Origin of the sequence: Ectothiorhodosinus mongolicus (assembly GCF_022406875.1) — a bacterium.
GTDB classification, from domain to species: Bacteria; Pseudomonadota; Gammaproteobacteria; order Ectothiorhodospirales; family Ectothiorhodospiraceae; genus Ectothiorhodospira; species Ectothiorhodospira mongolica.
The window spans coordinates 973,377-988,448 of the sequence record NZ_CP023018.1 but is presented as its reverse complement, the minus strand read 5'-3'; the positions used below and the strand labels follow the sequence as shown (position 1 = coordinate 988,448).

Genomic DNA, 15,072 nt, shown 5'->3' with positions numbered 1-15,072 from the left:
CTCATCCTGACCTAGGCAGGCTTTGCCGACACACTTACACCAGATGTCGTTGTGAAACCCCTAAGCGCAGAAACGCATAGGCTTTTGACAGGTAGCGACGACTGACCTGTATCGTGTCGCCCTGAGGGGCCAGTATCGCCCAATGCCCATTGTCGCCGCGTCGACTCAGTGTCGAGAATCGTGAGCGTGAGATCAGGGCATTGCGGTGTACACGAATAAAGTCTCGTTTGAATTCTGCCTCCAGCTCTCGAATAGAATCATTGATCAGGACCTCACCTTCGTCATAACGCACGGTGACATATTTGTCGCGGGCCATGAAGTAGATCACCTGATCAATTGGAATGCGCTTAAAGTCCTGTCCATGGCGAGCACACACATAATCTCGAGGTGCAGATTGTTTACGTGTCATCAGTCCGCGTATATGGCCCTGGTTAATCCGGCAGACCTTATCCAAGGCGCTGATTAGTTGATGCTGCTTGACTGGTTTGAGCAGACACGCCTCAGTGGGCAACAGCGCATTGTTGACGAGATGTTCGAGATAGCCAGTGAGCAAAATCACCGCCGGCGGCAAAGGTAATTTACTCACCTGCTGAGCGACTTGTAGCCCACCCGTCTCGGCCAGCGTGTCATCTAGAATGAGCACATCGGGCTTGATATGACGGACCATGGAAACCGTCTTAGTACCGGTGTCTGCGGTACCGACGATCTGATGCTGATCGCTTGATCGCAAGATGGATTGGACCCGATCACGGGTGACACCTGCTTGTTCAGCAATAAATATTTTCATGGATCCCTCCTTGGATGCCAATGAGATTTAGCCCCTTCCTGGGCAAAGCTATAGAGTGCCTGTCTTAGCGAACCCTATAACCAATGGTATACTGCATTCACATTTCCCCGGTCAAGAAACAAACCCATTCATGAATGACAAGACCGCACAGGACAAGCTCTGGGGTGGCCGCTTTGCTGAGCCCACCGATGCCTTTGTCGAAGCATTTACCGCGTCTATCCGTTTTGATTGGCGCCTGTATCGACACGATATTCAGGGCTCCATCGCCCATGCCACCATGCTGGCCCATGTCGGCATACTCAGCGCCGAAGAGGCGCAACAAATTATCGCGGGACTAAAAGCGATTCAGGAAGACATTGAAACGGGTCGTTTGCAATGGTCAGTGGCGCTGGAAGATGTGCACATGAATATTGAATCACGGCTGATTGAGCGCATCGGCGAGGTCGGCAAGAAGCTGCACACTGGCCGCTCGCGTAATGACCAGGTGGCTACCGATATCCGTCTCTGGCTGCGCGATTCGATCGATTTGCTCAGTGCTGAGCTGCGCCGCTTACAACAGGGCCTATTGGATTTGGCCGAACGCGAAGCGCACACCATCATGCCCGGCTTTACCCACTTGCAAACGGCACAGCCGATCACCTTTGGGCACCACATGATGGCTTGGTTTGAAATGCTGGAGCGTGATCATGCGCGTTTGGCCGACTGCCGTAAGCGCGTCAATATTATGCCTCTGGGTTCTGCTGCCTTGGCAGGCACACCCTACCCACTGGATCGCCATTACACGGCTGAACTATTGGGCTTTGAGGGCATTAGCGATAACTCTTTGGATGCCGTCAGCGATCGTGATTTCGCAATCGAGTTTTGTGCAGCAGGTGCGCTCATCATGACGCATCTATCGCGTTTTTCCGAAGAACTGATTCTTTGGACCAGCGCACAATTTGGTTTTATCCAGCTGCCTGATCGTTTCTGTACCGGTTCTTCCATCATGCCGCAGAAAAAAAACCCGGATGTTCCCGAATTGGTGCGCGGCAAAACCGGGCGAGTCAACGGCAATCTTACCGCCTTGCTGACCCTAATGAAGGCGCAGCCGCTGGCGTACAACAAGGACAACCAAGAAGACAAGGAACCCTTGTTTGACACCGTAGACACTTTGGCTGGCAGTTTGCGGGCTTTTGCCGATATGGTGCCCAATATTCATGTGTGCGCAGACGCCATGCGCTTAGCGGTGAATCAAGGTTTTGCTACGGCCACCGATCTGGCTGATTACTTAGTGCGCAAAGGCATGGCTTTTCGGGATGCCCATGAGGTTGTCGGGCGTGCTGTGAAGCTGGGTGTGGACACCGGGTGCGATTTATCACAAATGGATCTTAAAGAGCTGCAAGCCTTTAGCAGCTTGATTGAGGCAGATGTTTTTGATGTGTTGACCCCCGAAGGTTCAGTAGCGGCGCGTTCGATACATGGTGGCACAGCCCCTGAGCAGGTGCTAAAGCGCATTCAAGAGGCTAGAAACCGCCTTAAAGCAAGCAAATAGCGCATCAGCATCATGACGTTGTGAACGAGCTGTGCTAGTGTTCATACAAGGTCTTTTTATGACCATATAACCATCCTGCGACGCCTTTCCGGTGCGATGGGATGACTTAGGAGGGTGTGATGGCGTCTCGGTCCATATTGGTCGTCGATGATGAACCCAACATCGTGTTATCGCTGGAATTTTTGTTCCGCGAGGCAGGCTATGATGTGCGGGTCGCCAGAGATGGTGAGGCCGCTCTTGAGGCGGTCAAATCCGATCCACCAGATCTGATTTTGTTGGATGTCATGATGCCCAAGCGAGACGGCTATGATGTTTGTCAGACCATTCGCGAAAATCCCGCTTGGAATGACATCAGCATCATCATGCTGACGGCGAAAGGCCGCCAGATAGAAAAAGAGAAAGGCCTGGCCATGGGTGCGGATGACTATGTCACCAAGCCCTTCTCAACCCGGGAAATCGTGGAAAAAGTCAAAGCCCTCATTGGCGATGTGGGCTGATTTTTGTGGCGTCCTTTGACGCTGCGTTAAACCATCGGGAAGGTCTATCGTGAATCAGCGCGCAGTGATTGTGGCTTCCCTGATCGGGACGGTGTTGGCGGCTTTCGTCGGCTTGGTGTTGGCCACGCACTGGGATCTTCTGCTGGCTGGTGAGGGGGTCCTTAGCTGGGGCTTGCCATTATCGTTCACTCTATTGCCAACAGCCTTTGTATTACTCACCTTTTTTATACTACGTAAAAATGTTTACCGACCGACCAAAGTCCTGTCGCGTGATATACGTGCTTTATTGGAATCCCCGAAAACTGACGCTGAACTGGCTTTGCCAAGGCGACATGCCCTGGAAGATTTGCCAGAAGCTGTAGCTGCGCTTGCGGGCGGTTTACGTGCAGCGCGCCGTGAGATTCGCAGTGCCATGGCCTCAGCAACCGCGCAGATAGATGAGCAAAAGACTTGGTTAGAAGTCATTCTTCAGGGGCTGGATGAAGGCGTGTTGGTCTGCAGTCGCAACCATCAAATGCTGCTGTTTAATCAGTCGGTAGTGTCTATTTTGGGTACGCCTGAGGCAGTGGGGCTGGGGCGGCCGCTTTTCGCGGTGATTCCCAAGGCGCCCATTGAGCACACCCTTGAGCGCTTGGAGCGCCGGTTTGAGGAAGGAGCGGCCTTTAAAGATTTATCCGACTCGTTCGTTTGCGCCAACATCGCCGGCAACCGCCTATTGCAGGGCCGTATGGCTTTGATCCCCGATCCTAAAGGACAAACCAGCGCTTATTTGATTACCCTGGTGGATATCAGCGCTGATGTAGACACGATCGCCTCAGTTGATACGGTGCGACGGGCTGTCACGGTGGATTTGCGTGAGACTATTGGCAACCTTCGCGCTGCGGCAGAGGTGGTCGAAGCCCATCCGCAGATGTCTGAGGAGTTGCGACAGCGGTTTCACGCGGTATTGCGCGATGAAAGTGAGCAGGCCAGCGATAAGCTCGAGGCTTTGGCTCAGTATTTCCGGGGTCACGCCTTGGGTCGTTATCCTATGGCGGATATCCTCAGTGTCGACCTACTGGAATCGGTGAATCGCCGACTCAGTCAAGACGGAGACCCCAGGCTTATTCCTGTAGGCCAGCCTTTGTGGCTGATGGCCGATAGTTTGACTATGGTCCGTGCCCTAGAGTGTTTATTGCGAACCTTAGCTGCGCATACCAGTGCTGCATCCTTTGAGGTGGAGGCGCTGTTGGGTGATCGACGCGTTTATTTGGATTTTTACTGGCGTGGAAAAGGGGTGTCGAACGCCCAACTCAGCACTTGGTTGGAGATGAGTTGTGGCGAAGAACTGGGTAATCAAAGCCTGAGAGACGTTTTCGAACGACATGGACTTGAGCTGTGGAGTCAACGGCGTGGTGAAGGTGATCATTGTTTCTTGAGGCTGCCGATGATTGCCCCGAAGAGAATGCAATTTGCGACAGACGAGGGTCAGCTGCCGCCGCGCCCGGAATTTTATGACTTTGGCTTGATGCGCGAGCATGCCGGAGACGCAAGCTTGGCGGCAACACCCCTAAATGAACTCAGCTACGTGGTATTCGATTGCGAAATGACCGGCTTGGACCCAGTGGGTGGTGACGAAATTATTTCGATTGCGGGTGTGCGGATGGTGAAGGGGCGCGTTCTGTCCGGGGAGACCTTTGAATGCATCATTAATCCAGGTAAACCCATCCCGCCCGCGTCCATTCGTTTTCATGGCATCACCGATGATCAGGTAGTAGGTAAGCCCTCGATTGCCGAGGTTTTGCCGCAATTCCGGACCTTTGTGGGGGATTCGGTGATGGTCGCCCATAACGCTGCTTTTGACATGAAGTTCCTGAGCATGAAGGAAAAACAGACTGGGGTCGTGTTTGATAATCCAGTTCTGGATACCTTGCTGCTATCGGTGATGTTGGAGGATGACGGCGAGGATCACTCCTTGGATGGTTTGATTGAGCGTTATGGCATCAGCATTGAAGGTCGGCACACCGCCTTGGGGGATGCTATTGGCACAGCACAATTACTGGTGCGGTTGCTGGAGCGCGCGCAGTCGCGCGGCTTCACTACTTTCGGTGAGGTGATGAAACGCTCCAATATGGCGGCTGAGCTGCGTCAGCGGGAACGGACCATCGCCCATGCCAACGGAAATTCCGGCTCCGGCGCATAAACGCTTATGACGACACCACGTAACCTGCGTATGGCGCCTCCCAGTGGAGCCCGCGAGCGTTATGTTGCAGTATTCATGTTGGGGCTGGCGCTATTTTTCCCACCGCTTTTGGTGGTTTTCGACATACCCGGACTCACGTTCGGGATTCCATCTCTTTTTTTATACCTTTACTTGGCTTGGGCCCTAGTGATTTTGTTGATTGCAGTGATTGCCCAAGTCACCAGTCATGCTGAAAAGGGAGTGCCGGAGCCAGTAGAACAGGATCCCAAGCCATGAATATGGGTTTGGTGATCGGTGTTTCGCTGTGTTACCTGCTGACACTGTTTGGCATTGCCTATTGGGGGGATAAGCGCTCTGACCAAGGTCGCAGCGTCATCAATAACCCCCTGGTTTATTCCCTCTCAATCGCTGTGTACTGCACGTCCTGGACTTTTTACGGCAGCGTTGGCTTGGCCGCTCAGGGGGGTATCCACTATTTGCCGATCTATCTGGGCCCAACTTTGATGGCTGCGCTGGGGTGGATTGTGTTGCGCAAGATGGTGCGCATTTCCAAAGTCAATCGTATTACTTCGATCGCTGACTTCATTGCCTCTCGCTATGGCAAAAGTCAGTTGCTGGCAGGTTTGGTCACTATTATCGCCTTGGTTGGTCTAGTGCCCTATATCGCTTTGCAGCTCAAGGCGGTCACGGTGACGTTCAATGTGATGGTGAGTTACCCCGATTTGGCCAGCATGCCTGATCCACAGACCTTGCCCTTTTATGCAGACACCGCATTTTATGTCTCCCTCATTCTCGCTGTATTTGCCATTTTATTTGGTACCCGCCATATCGATGCTTCAGAGCATCATGCGGGGATGGTGGCGGCCATCGCTTTTGAGTCGGTGGTCAAGTTGGTCGCGTTTTTGATGGCGGGTTTAGTCGTGACATTCGTGATGTTTCAAGGCCCGATCGACCTTTTCGCTCAGGCAGCAGAGCACGCTAAACTTTCGGAGCTGTTTCGCGTCGGAGAATTGGCGCAATACGGCAACTGGATTGTTCTGACATTGCTCGCCATGGTGGTGCTTCTGGTCCTGCCGCGTCAGTTTCAGGTGGCCGTGGTAGAAAATGTCGATGAGGCCCACATACGCAAAGCGGCTTGGATGTTCCCGCTTTATTTGTTCCTGATTAACTTATTCGTATTGCCCATTGCCTTTGCTGGCGTGTTGTTGTTTGGCGATGCGCCGGTGCATCCCGATAGTTTTGTGTTGGCACTGCCGCTGTCTCAAGACATGCAATTTTTGGCTATGTTGGTCTTTCTGGGCGGCCTGTCAGCGGCGACCGCCATGATTATTGTCGAAACGGTAGCTCTGGCGACCATGCTATGTAATGACCTTGTCATGCCGGCCTTGTTGCGGCTTCGCTGGTTGCGCCTGGCCGAGCGTCAAGATCTTACCCGTCTGCTGTTGTTCATTCGGCGCGGTTCCATCTTGTTTGGCATCTTTTTAGGGTTTGTGTACGTGCGCGTAACGGGTGACACCGTGGCCCTTGTGGGCATGGGGCTGGTGTCATTTTGTGCCGTGGCACAGTTTGCTCCAGCTTTATTGGGAGGTATTTTTTGGCGAGGCGCCACACAAAAAGGTGCCTTGGCAGGCCTTGCAGCCGGTTTTATGGTGTGGATTTATACCCTGCTGTTGCCATCATTTGCCCAGTCAGGTTGGCTGCCTCAGGCCTTTATCAGTGATGGCCTGTTTGGCATTGATTGGCTGCGGCCTTATGCATTGTTTGGCCTCGAGGGTTTGGATCGCATCACGCATTCCCTCATATGGTCCATGATGGCCAATATCGGCGCTTACATCATGGTCTCGTTGCTCACTCAGCAAAGCACTGTCGAGCGCATTCAGGCCAGCCTTTTTGTTGATGTGTTTCGACTCAGTGAGGATCGCCGTGGTCTGTCAGGCTTTTGGCGCGGCAGCGCTACAGTCGATGATCTTTTTGATCTGCTCAAGCGCTTCATCGGCGAAACCCGGGCGCGAGAAGCTTTTGATCGATATGCCAATGACTGTGGGGTTGAGCTTGCCAATAATCCTGAGGCCGCGCCCGAGTTGGTTTATTTGACCGAGCAATTGCTGGCGGGGTCAATCGGCGCAGCATCAGCCCGGGTTATGGTATCGAATGTGGCTAAGGGTAATGTCGTCAGCCTCGATGAGGTCATGCAAATTCTTGATGAAGCCAGTCAGGTGATTGCCTACAGCCAAAAACTGGAAACCAAATCAGCGGAGTTAGAGGATGCTACTAAGGAATTGAGGGAAGCCAATGCTCAATTGCAGCAATTAGACCGAATGAAAGATGATTTTATTTCCACGGTAACCCATGAGCTGCGCACTCCGCTCACCTCCATTCGGTCTTTCTCCGAAATCCTGCATGACAATCAGGATATAGAGGCCGATAAGCGTCTTGAATTCTTGTCCATCATCATCAGCGAGAGTGAACGTTTGTCACGCCTGATCAATCAAGTCTTGGATCTGGCCAAGCTGGATTCCGGGGCGATGCAGTGGCACATCGAAAATTTGGATGTGATTGCCACGGTTAATGATGCAGTGAGTGCCTCCGGTCAGCTGTTTCGCGACAAAGGAGTCTTATTGGAAATCCAGTTGCCAGACCAGGTCGTGCCGATGCGTTCAGATCGCGATCGATTAATGCAGGTGGTCATTAATCTGCTCTCTAATGCTGTGAAATTTACCCCAGCTGGCGGGCGTGTGATGCTGAGCCTGACGCTGTCCGATGCAAGGCATATCGAGCTCAGCGTCGCCGATAACGGCCCGGGGATTCCCGAGGAAGCTTTGCCCAGCCTGTTCGATAAGTTTCGTCAGGTCGGCGATTCGCTTACGAATAAGCCTGAGGGTACGGGCCTTGGGTTGGCGATTTGCAAGACGATTATCGAGACATTGGGTGGCGAAATATCGGTTGAGACCCAACTAGGTCAGGGCACCCGCTTCACATTCCGTCTGCCCATGAGCCCGCCAGCGGAATTGGGTTCAGGTCAATTGTCGGCCTAGCCATTGGCCCAAATCGCGGATTTCATCGATACAGACGCTGTGCTGCATAGGATACTCATGCCACTGAATCGCGGCGTTGTTTGACCGCAATCGCTCCAGTGTCTGTCGGCCATAATGCACCGGAATGACCGGATCAAAACTACCATGCGCCATAAAAATCGGCACACTATCTAAGTTTGGCTTGAGTGGCATGCCCGCTTTTTCGGGATCGGGAAGATAGGTGGACAAGCCAAATACGGCATCAGCGACGGAATCCTGACTTAGACCAGCCAAAAGTGCCATGGCGCCGCCTTGTGAAAACCCACCCAAAATCAGTCGATCGAAATCTGCTCTGAGACTGTTCAGCCATTGCTGCACCTGGCGGGCTGTTTCGCCAACCTGTGTGTAGTCTTCACCAGCACCGGGATCTAAAGAGAAAAAATCGTACCAGGCGCGCATGTGCATGCCGCCATTAATGGTCACTGGCCGAATGGGGGCGTGCGGGAAGATGAATCGGATACTCAAGTCAGGCGGTAAGGGCAGTTCTGAGACGATGGGTTCAAAGTCATGCCCATCGGCACCCAAACCATGCAACCAGAGAACACAACAGCGTGGGCTGCTAGCTGTATCAACGATCACAGCATCATGAGGAAGATCATTCATACGCGCAGCATAGCTTTTTTAGGTCGGTTTTGACCATATGACCGCTGGGGTCAAATCGGCTATGCTTTGGCTTTAATTGATGTTGCCTTGGCAGCGGAGTCTGAGATGTCTCATTACAATGCTTTTTATCCTCTGACACGTCCTAGACGCATGCGGCGTGATGATTTCTCGCGACGTTTGATGCGCGAGAATGGTCTAACACCCAGTGATTTCATTTATCCGGTATTTGTCATTGAGGGTACAAACCAGCGCGAGGCGGTCGCCTCAATGCCGGGTGTGGAACGGCTATCCATTGATTTGCTAGTCAAGGAAGCCAAGCTGTGTGCCAGTTTGGGCATCCCGGCTATGGCCTTGTTTCCGGTGACACCCATAGAGCAGAAATCTGAGGACGCAGCTGAGGCCTATAATCCCAATGGCTTGGCTCAACGCGCTGTCAAAGCTTTAAAAGACGCGGTGCCCGATTTGGGTGTGATTACCGATGTGGCTTTGGACCCATTCACCACTCATGGCCAAGATGGTTTGATCGACGATACCGGCTATGTCATGAATGATGAGACCGTGGATGTCCTGACCCAGCAGGCGCTTTCACATGCTGAAGCGGGTGCTGATGTGGTGGCTCCCTCCGATATGATGGATGGGCGTATTGGCTCCATTCGTGAGGCGCTCGAGGAATCAGGGCATATCCACACCCGCATTCTGGCTTATTCTGCCAAATATGCTTCGAGCTTCTACGGTCCTTTTCGTGATGCCGTGGGCTCTGCAGCTAATCTCGGGGCGGGCAACAAATATACCTACCAAATGGACCCAGCCAATTCCGATGAGGCTTTGCATGAGGTGGCCTTAGATTTGGAGGAAGGGGCCGATATGGTGATGGTCAAGCCTGGTATGCCTTATTTGGATATCGTGCGGCGGGTCAAAGAAACCTTTCAGGTACCGACTTTTGCCTATCAGGTGAGCGGTGAATACGCCATGCTCAAAGCCGCCGGGCAAAATGGTTGGATTCAGGAAAAAGCCTGTGTGCTGGAAGCGCTCACCTGTTTCAAGCGTGCCGGCGCAGACGGTATTTTGACCTACTACGCCCGCCAAGCCGTGGAGTGGTTGGACTGAGTGCGCATGACGGATCTCTATGCCGTCATCGGGCATCCCATCGCGCACAGCAAATCCCCGCGCATTCACCAGCTGTTTGCCGAGCAGACCGGCCAGCTCATGACCTATGAGGCGGTACTGGCGCCCCTGGATGATTTCAAGGGCACGCTACAATCCCTAATCAGGCGTGGCTACTTGGGATTCAATGTCACTGTGCCCTTCAAAGAAGAGGCGTTTGATCTGTGTGATGTGCTCAGTGCGCGGGCGCAGCGAGCTGGGGCGGTGAATACTTTGAGCATCCAGTCAGCAAAAATTATCGGTGATAACACCGATGGCGTTGGACTCGTGACGGATTTGTTGCAACACCAAAAAACCCGGTTGGCCGGACAGCGCGTCTTACTTTTGGGCGCCGGCGGTGCGGCCAGAGGCGTTTTGGCGCCCTTATTAGAGCAGCTTCCCAGTTATCTCTACATAGCCAATCGCACCGCAGGCAAGGCCCGCCAGCTGGCTAAGGACTTTCTTGATTTGGGCCCTGTGCAAGGCGGCGGGTTGGAAACGCTGAACCAGCAAACTTCGTTTGACTTGATTATCAACGCCACGGCGGCAGGCCTTGAGGGTGCAATGCCCGATTTGCCCGATGGCTTATTGGCCAGTGGAGGCGGATGTTACGACATGATGTATGGTGATCAGCCTACGGCTTTTTTACGTTGGGCTGAGCAGCAGGGCGCTGCTTGGCAGCGTGACGGTCTGGGTATGTTGGTTGAACAGGCAGCCGAGGCTTTTTTGATTTGGCGGGGGCAACGCCCAGACACACGCTCGGTGATGGCTGCTCTGCGTTAGCCTCACTTCATAGTGACCAATTCTTCGGCGCTGGTGGGATGTAGCGCAATGGTGTCATCCAGATCACGTTTACACGCGCCCATGCGTATTGCCACTGCAAAGCCCTGCAGCATTTCGTCGGCATCTGGGCCACAGATGTGTAAGCCAATCACTTTTTCCTCAGGGCCCAAAGTAATTAGTTTCATTGCTGTTGGCACCGGATGAGGTGCCAGAGCGTGCTGCATGGGTGTGAAGCGCGAGGAATACACTTTCACGGCGTCTCCATGCGAGGCGCGAGCCGCTTCTTCAGTCAACCCGACGCTGCCGATGGGTGGATGGCTAAAGACCACTGAGGGGATCAACTCATAATCCAGGTGGCGGTCTGGCTGCTTGCCGAACAGACGGTCTGCCAAGCGACGTCCCGCAGCAATGGCAACTGGGGTAAGCTGCGCACGGCCGGTGACATCACCTACGGCATAAATGTCCTTTTGTTCGGTGTTTTGGTAGAGATCCGTGGTGATATAGCCTTGGGTATCCGCTGTCAGGCCGGCTTTTTGCAGATCCAGGTCTTGGCTGGCAGGATGGCGGCCGATCGCCCAAATAAGCTGCTCGAAAACCCCTTGGCTGTGTTTGCTCTGATCGATGAGTTCGACGCTATCGGGGTGAGCCAACACTCGGCCAATTTCCGTTTTTGGGGTCACCTGGATGCCGTCCGCTTGCATTTGTTGCATCAAGGTCTCGCGCAACATAGCGTCAAAACTGCGCAATGGTGTCTTATGGCGCATAAATAACGTGACCTCACTGCCCAGGGCGTTGAGCATGCAGGCCAGTTCCACGGCGATATACCCGGCGCCAACTATCGCCACCGAGCGAGGTTGTTCGCGCAAGGCAAAAAAACCATCGGAGCTGATGCCCAGTTCAGCTCCTGGGATATCGGGCAGCGCCGGATATCCGCCGGTGGCGATCACAATGTGATCGGCGGTGATTTTTTGCTCACCGATAGCGATGGTCTTTTTATCGACAAAGCTTGCTTGACCTGTGATCAGATCGATGCCGGCGTCAGCCAGATATCCGCTGTACCAATCATTGATGCCCTGAATATATTTCTCCCGGGCGGTGACCAGCTGCAACCAGTCCAGGCCGCTGTAGCTTAGCTTGTGACCAAAACCCGCAGCATTGTGCAAGCGATGTGCTGCATCTGCGGCGTACCACATGATTTTTTTGGGGACACAGCCGACATTGACACAGGTGCCGCCCAGACGCCCTGATTCGATAACGGCGCAATGCGCCCCATACTGAGCGGCGCGTTCCGCTACGGATAAACCGCCACTTCCAGCACCGATGGTGAGCAAGTCATAATGTTCTGCCATGAGTACACCCAAGCCTGTTACAGCCACAGATATGTTGCAACGATTACGTCAGTATGCCCTGTTGGTGCGTTTGCATCGACCCGTGGGCATCCTGTTGTTGTTGTGGCCCACACTGTGGGCGTTGTGGTTGGCAGCTGATGGATTTCCAGATCCTCTGGTGCTGCTGATTTTTGTCGCGGGTGTCACCCTCATGCGCTCGGCTGGCTGCGCGATTAATGATTTTGCGGATCGACACGTTGATGGCCACGTCACTCGGACTCGAGATCGACCCTTGGCAACTGGCCAAATTCGCCCAACTGAAGCTGTCTTGGTGGCCATGTTTTTGGCACTCATCGCCTTTGGTTTGGTGCTGATGACCAATGCTTTAACCGTGGCCTTGTCTTTCGTAGCGGTCCTTTTAGCCGCGACTTACCCCTTCATGAAGCGTTTTCATCATTTGCCGCAAGTTCATTTGGGTACCGCTTTTGCTTGGGGTATTCCGATGGCCTACACCGCACAAACCGGTCAAATGCCTGATGCCATGGCCTGGGTTTTATTTGTTGCCACCATATTGTGGGCCACAGCTTATGACACCATGTATGCCATGGTCGACCGGCCTGATGACCTGCGCATTGGCATTAAGTCGAGCGCTATTTTATTCGCTGAACACGATCGTTGGGTGGTTGGTTTGCTGCAGTTGGCTGTTCTAGGGTTGCTCAGCTTGGTCGGATGGCAATTGGGGCTGGGCGGGTTTTATTTCGCCGGTTTGGGTATCGCGTTGCTACTGGCAGCCTATCAGCAATGGTTGATCAAAGACCGTGAACCGGCCTTATGTTTTCGTGCTTTTTTGAACAACAACAGCTTCGGGGCGGTTATCTGGTTGGCTATTGTCCTCGAAGTAATGTGAGCGGATGTTCGCCGTTGAGCAAGTCCGTACGTGCCAGCAGCCAGACATCCACTCGGCGCACACCATGGTTTTTTAGCAACAATGCTAACTCATTGATGGTGGTTCCCGTGGCCATCACGTCATCGACCACGGCGACGTGATCCGCCTGCCAGTGGCGATGGATGGTGAATACCCCAGAGAGGTTTTGCTGGCGCTCTTGCGCAGACAGTCGTCGCTGAGAAATGGTGTTGTGTTGGCGTTTGATGACATGGCGATCAATAGGCATAGACATCGCTTTGGCCATGGGTTGAGCTAAGACCACAGTTTGATTAAACCCTCGCTCACGCAGTCGGTTAGGATGTAGGGGCACCGGTATGATGACATCCGGCCGGTCTACCACGCCTTGTAAGGATTGCGCCATCAATAGGCCTAAAAGTCGCCCGTAATGCAAATGACGATTAAATTTGAATCGGCCCAGCAGCCAGTCAATGGGCGTTGCGTAATCAAAGGCTGCCCAAGCGCGATCATAGGCGGGATTTTGCTTACGGCATGAGGTGCAGCAGGCCTGCACCTGTTGTTCTGGTAGCGGGGCTGCGCAGCGTTCACAGCGCCTATACTGGCGCGGCAGCTGGTCAAGACAGCCAGAGCACAGATCCAGATTGGCACAGCCCGGAGCACCACATAACAGGCAGATATCAGGATAAGCCAGTTGGATCAATTGACTGCGCCACTGCTGCAGCTTGGATAGCCCGCGGATCATGTCCCTGTCCCCCGGTGACACATTGCGATATATTCTGACTTGCGCCTGAGTCGCGGCCGAGCCCTTATGTCTGAAAATCCCGTCACTTCATCGTTAACTGCGCGCTCTTGCGCCAACTCCGCCCGTTTGTTCAATTACGGGACGATGATTGCCGTCACCCTGTCTGGGGTACCCTTGTTCTTGGTCACCGGTGAGGTCGCTACGGCCACGATTATCGCGGCCATTATGGGCATTGTTCCGCTGGTACTTTGGTTCGGTGGCTCGATGTTGGTGTATGCGCTGAATCGCCACCATCCGGATGAGCGAGTGGGTCATTACACGCAGCAGGCAGCTTATCGGTATTACGCCCTAATGGGCTCTTTGGTGGTGGTTGGAACCTTCTTCCCGCCAGAGATTTTTTATTTTCGAATCTACTGGCTGCTGGCAGCATTGATTATCATTCCTTGGTCCATATTGGACCTGATGCGCATTAGTCGAGAGGCTTGGCGTGATATCGAGTACCCCCACGGTGAATCTCATGGCTGAAATCCGCAATGACTGGCAATTGGAAGAGATCCTGCATTTACTCGATCTCCCCTTTAATGATTTGTTATTTCAAGCACATACCATCCATCGCCAGTATTTCCCCGCCAATCAGGTGCAGGTCAGTACTTTGCTGTCGATCAAGACCGGCGCTTGCAGTGAAGACTGTGGTTATTGTGCTCAGAGTGCTCACCATAATGCGGATTTAGAGCGTGAGCGTTTATTGTCCTTGGAAAGTGTTTTGCAACAGGCGCGCGCCGCCAAAGAAAAAGGCGCCAGTCGTTTTTGCATGGGGGCGGCTTGGCGTAATCCCACCGATAAGAATCTCGAGCGGGTGATTGAGATGGTAGAGGGCGTGCGTGCCATGGGTTTAGAGACCTGCGTGACCCTGGGTATGCTCACGGCTGATCAGGCTGAGCGTCTGAGTCAGGCTGGATTGGATTATTACAACCATAATCTAGATACTTCACCCGAGTTTTATGGCCAGGTCATCACTACCCGAACCTACCAAGACCGTCTCGATACCCTAGAGCATGTCCGTAAGGCCGGTATTCACGTCTGCAGTGGCGGTATTTTGGGTTTGGGGGAATCACGCCGGGACCGAGCCAGTTTGCTGCGTCAGTTGGCTAACCTGCCCCAGCATCCCGAGTCGGTACCCATTAACCACTTGGTGCCGGTAGCAGGAACGCCCTTGGCTCAGGCAAAAGCCCTAGATCCTTTGGAGTTTGTGCGGGTGATTGCGGCCGCAAGGATTTTGATGCCGCGGTCTTATGTTCGGCTCTCTGCCGGGCGCGACATAATGAGTGATGAGACTCAGGCGTTGTGTTTTTTTGCTGGCGCCAACTCGATATTTTACGGTGACAAATTGCTGACTACGGCCAACAGCGAAACGTCTCGCGATCAAGACTTGTTTGATCGCCTGGGTATTGAAGCGCTGGCGGATGCCAAAGACCACACTGACGCAGCTTAAAAAGCC

At 53.4% G+C, this 15,072-nt stretch carries 14 protein-coding genes; 10 read left to right on the top strand and 4 right to left on the bottom strand.

The genetic code is table 11. The features are described 5' to 3' along the window. Positions 1 to 34: 34 nt before the first annotated feature. Entirely contained in the window at positions 35 to 787 is a 753-nt protein-coding gene (locus CKX93_RS04550) for a LytR/AlgR family response regulator transcription factor (RefSeq protein WP_076755507.1), read from the bottom strand. Between the two features lie 130 nt (positions 788 to 917). Here CKX93_RS04550 and argH point away from each other — a divergent pair, with 130 nt between their 5' ends. From argH to CKX93_RS04525, 5 genes are all read left to right on the top strand, one after another. After that, positions 918 to 2,318: an argininosuccinate lyase gene (argH, locus tag CKX93_RS04545; protein ID WP_076755506.1), complete on the top strand. Its 1,401-nt coding sequence runs from the start codon at positions 918 to 920 to the stop codon at positions 2,316 to 2,318. Positions 2,319 to 2,437: 119 nt separating this feature from the next. Next, positions 2,438 to 2,815, top strand: coding sequence for a response regulator transcription factor (locus tag CKX93_RS04540; RefSeq protein WP_076755505.1), 378 nt, complete (start codon positions 2,438 to 2,440; stop codon positions 2,813 to 2,815). Positions 2,816 to 2,864: 49 nt separating this feature from the next. Further along, positions 2,865 to 4,997, top strand: coding sequence for an exonuclease domain-containing protein (locus CKX93_RS04535; protein ID WP_076755504.1), 2,133 nt, complete (start codon positions 2,865 to 2,867; stop codon positions 4,995 to 4,997). Between the two features lie 6 nt (positions 4,998 to 5,003). Continuing rightward, the gene (locus CKX93_RS04530; RefSeq protein ID WP_200799818.1) at positions 5,004 to 5,273 is read left to right on the top strand and encodes a hypothetical protein; all 270 of its coding nucleotides are present in this window, start codon (positions 5,004 to 5,006) and stop codon (positions 5,271 to 5,273) included. Beyond that, positions 5,270 to 8,032: a sensor histidine kinase gene (locus tag CKX93_RS04525; protein WP_076755502.1), complete on the top strand. Its 2,763-nt coding sequence runs from the start codon at positions 5,270 to 5,272 to the stop codon at positions 8,030 to 8,032. The genes CKX93_RS04530 and CKX93_RS04525 overlap by 4 nt, the downstream gene beginning before the upstream one ends. On the opposite strand, the gene CKX93_RS04520 is transcribed toward CKX93_RS04525, so the two are convergent. Further along, positions 8,012 to 8,674 carry an alpha/beta hydrolase gene (locus CKX93_RS04520; RefSeq protein ID WP_076755501.1) on the bottom strand — a complete coding sequence of 221 codons (663 nt, stop codon included), beginning with the start codon at positions 8,672 to 8,674 and terminating at the stop codon, positions 8,012 to 8,014. The genes CKX93_RS04525 and CKX93_RS04520 overlap by 21 nt on opposite strands. A 105-nt stretch (positions 8,675 to 8,779) precedes the next feature. Here CKX93_RS04520 and hemB point away from each other — a divergent pair, with 105 nt between their 5' ends. Both hemB and aroE read left to right on the top strand, forming a co-directional pair. Further along, entirely contained in the window at positions 8,780 to 9,781 is a 1,002-nt protein-coding gene (hemB, locus tag CKX93_RS04515) for a porphobilinogen synthase (protein ID WP_076755931.1), read from the top strand. A 6-nt stretch (positions 9,782 to 9,787) separates the two neighbouring features. Further along, positions 9,788 to 10,600 carry a shikimate dehydrogenase gene (aroE, locus tag CKX93_RS04510; RefSeq protein WP_076755500.1) on the top strand — a complete coding sequence of 271 codons (813 nt, stop codon included), beginning with the start codon at positions 9,788 to 9,790 and terminating at the stop codon, positions 10,598 to 10,600. A gap of 2 nt (positions 10,601 to 10,602) precedes the next feature. On the opposite strand, the gene gorA is transcribed toward aroE, so the two are convergent. Beyond that, on the bottom strand, positions 10,603 to 11,949 hold the full coding sequence (gorA, locus tag CKX93_RS04505; RefSeq protein WP_076755499.1) for a glutathione-disulfide reductase: 1,347 nt from the start codon (positions 11,947 to 11,949) through the stop codon (positions 10,603 to 10,605). Between the two features lie 31 nt (positions 11,950 to 11,980). Between gorA and ubiA the strand changes: the two genes are divergently transcribed. Beyond that, entirely contained in the window at positions 11,981 to 12,835 is an 855-nt protein-coding gene (gene ubiA / locus CKX93_RS04500; RefSeq protein WP_076755498.1) for a 4-hydroxybenzoate octaprenyltransferase, read from the top strand. Here the strand turns inward: ubiA and CKX93_RS04495 are convergent. Next, positions 12,813 to 13,574: a ComF family protein gene (locus CKX93_RS04495; RefSeq protein WP_076755497.1), complete on the bottom strand. Its 762-nt coding sequence runs from the start codon at positions 13,572 to 13,574 to the stop codon at positions 12,813 to 12,815. The genes ubiA and CKX93_RS04495 overlap by 23 nt on opposite strands. A gap of 66 nt (positions 13,575 to 13,640) precedes the next feature. Between CKX93_RS04495 and CKX93_RS04490 the strand changes: the two genes are divergently transcribed. Further along, positions 13,641 to 14,099: a hypothetical protein gene (locus tag CKX93_RS04490; protein ID WP_076755496.1), complete on the top strand. Its 459-nt coding sequence runs from the start codon at positions 13,641 to 13,643 to the stop codon at positions 14,097 to 14,099. After that, complete coding sequence (bioB, locus tag CKX93_RS04485) at positions 14,092 to 15,066, top strand: biotin synthase BioB (RefSeq protein WP_076755495.1); 975 nt, start codon at positions 14,092 to 14,094, stop codon at positions 15,064 to 15,066. The genes CKX93_RS04490 and bioB overlap by 8 nt, the downstream gene beginning before the upstream one ends. The last annotated feature ends 6 nt before the right edge of the window (positions 15,067 to 15,072 follow it).

What these genes read in the sequence shown, in the direction of transcription:
- CKX93_RS04550 (WP_076755507.1), bottom strand. Translation starts at nt 787, where the DNA reads ATGAAAATATTTATTGCTGAACAAGCAGGTGTCACCCGTGATCGGGTC.
- argH (WP_076755506.1), top strand. Translation starts at nt 918, where the DNA reads ATGAATGACAAGACCGCACAGGACAAGCTCTGGGGTGGCCGCTTTGCT.
- CKX93_RS04540 (WP_076755505.1), top strand. Translation starts at nt 2,438, where the DNA reads ATGGCGTCTCGGTCCATATTGGTCGTCGATGATGAACCCAACATCGTG.
- CKX93_RS04530 (WP_200799818.1), top strand. Translation starts at nt 5,004, where the DNA reads ATGACGACACCACGTAACCTGCGTATGGCGCCTCCCAGTGGAGCCCGC.
- CKX93_RS04525 (WP_076755502.1), top strand. Translation starts at nt 5,270, where the DNA reads ATGAATATGGGTTTGGTGATCGGTGTTTCGCTGTGTTACCTGCTGACA.
- CKX93_RS04520 (WP_076755501.1), bottom strand. Translation starts at nt 8,674, where the DNA reads ATGAATGATCTTCCTCATGATGCTGTGATCGTTGATACAGCTAGCAGC.
- hemB (WP_076755931.1), top strand. Translation starts at nt 8,780, where the DNA reads ATGTCTCATTACAATGCTTTTTATCCTCTGACACGTCCTAGACGCATG.
- aroE (WP_076755500.1), top strand. Translation starts at nt 9,788, where the DNA reads ATGACGGATCTCTATGCCGTCATCGGGCATCCCATCGCGCACAGCAAA.
- gorA (WP_076755499.1), bottom strand. Translation starts at nt 11,949, where the DNA reads ATGGCAGAACATTATGACTTGCTCACCATCGGTGCTGGAAGTGGCGGT.
- ubiA (WP_076755498.1), top strand. Translation starts at nt 11,981, where the DNA reads ATGTTGCAACGATTACGTCAGTATGCCCTGTTGGTGCGTTTGCATCGA.
- CKX93_RS04495 (WP_076755497.1), bottom strand. Translation starts at nt 13,574, where the DNA reads ATGATCCGCGGGCTATCCAAGCTGCAGCAGTGGCGCAGTCAATTGATC.
- CKX93_RS04490 (WP_076755496.1), top strand. Translation starts at nt 13,641, where the DNA reads ATGTCTGAAAATCCCGTCACTTCATCGTTAACTGCGCGCTCTTGCGCC.
- bioB (WP_076755495.1), top strand. Translation starts at nt 14,092, where the DNA reads ATGGCTGAAATCCGCAATGACTGGCAATTGGAAGAGATCCTGCATTTA.